This is a genomic window from Marinicella rhabdoformis, from assembly GCF_009671245.1.
In the GTDB taxonomy this organism is placed as follows: domain Bacteria; phylum Pseudomonadota; class Gammaproteobacteria; order Xanthomonadales; family Marinicellaceae; genus Marinicella; species Marinicella rhabdoformis.
This window is the reverse complement of the sequence record NZ_VTFS01000023.1, coordinates 1-281: the sequence shown is the minus strand read 5'-3', so window position 1 is coordinate 281 and position 281 is coordinate 1. Positions and strand designations below refer to the sequence as shown.

At 43.4% G+C, this 281-nt stretch carries 1 protein-coding gene; it reads left to right on the top strand.

The features are described from left to right. Positions 1-281 (top strand): DDE-type integrase/transposase/recombinase (locus FET73_RS15070; protein WP_154224792.1); only part of this gene is annotated, 281 nt, incomplete at both ends.

Genomic DNA, 281 nt, shown 5'->3' with positions numbered 1-281 from the left:
ACTTACATACGGAACCACCAATGCTGGAGTTACTTGGCTGCAGTACTTGATTTAGGAGCCAAAGAAATTGTTGGCTGGGCACTGTCAAAAACACCAGATGCACAGCTTGCCACCTTGGCATTGAAAAATGCCATCAAGCGTAAGCAACCAATAACAAGCAACCTACTTGTTCATTCAGATCAAGGCACACAATACACGTCAAACATGTTTGATGTGTATTGCAATCAACTCAAGATAACCAGAAGTATGAGTCGCAGAGGTAACTGTTGGGACAATGCCGT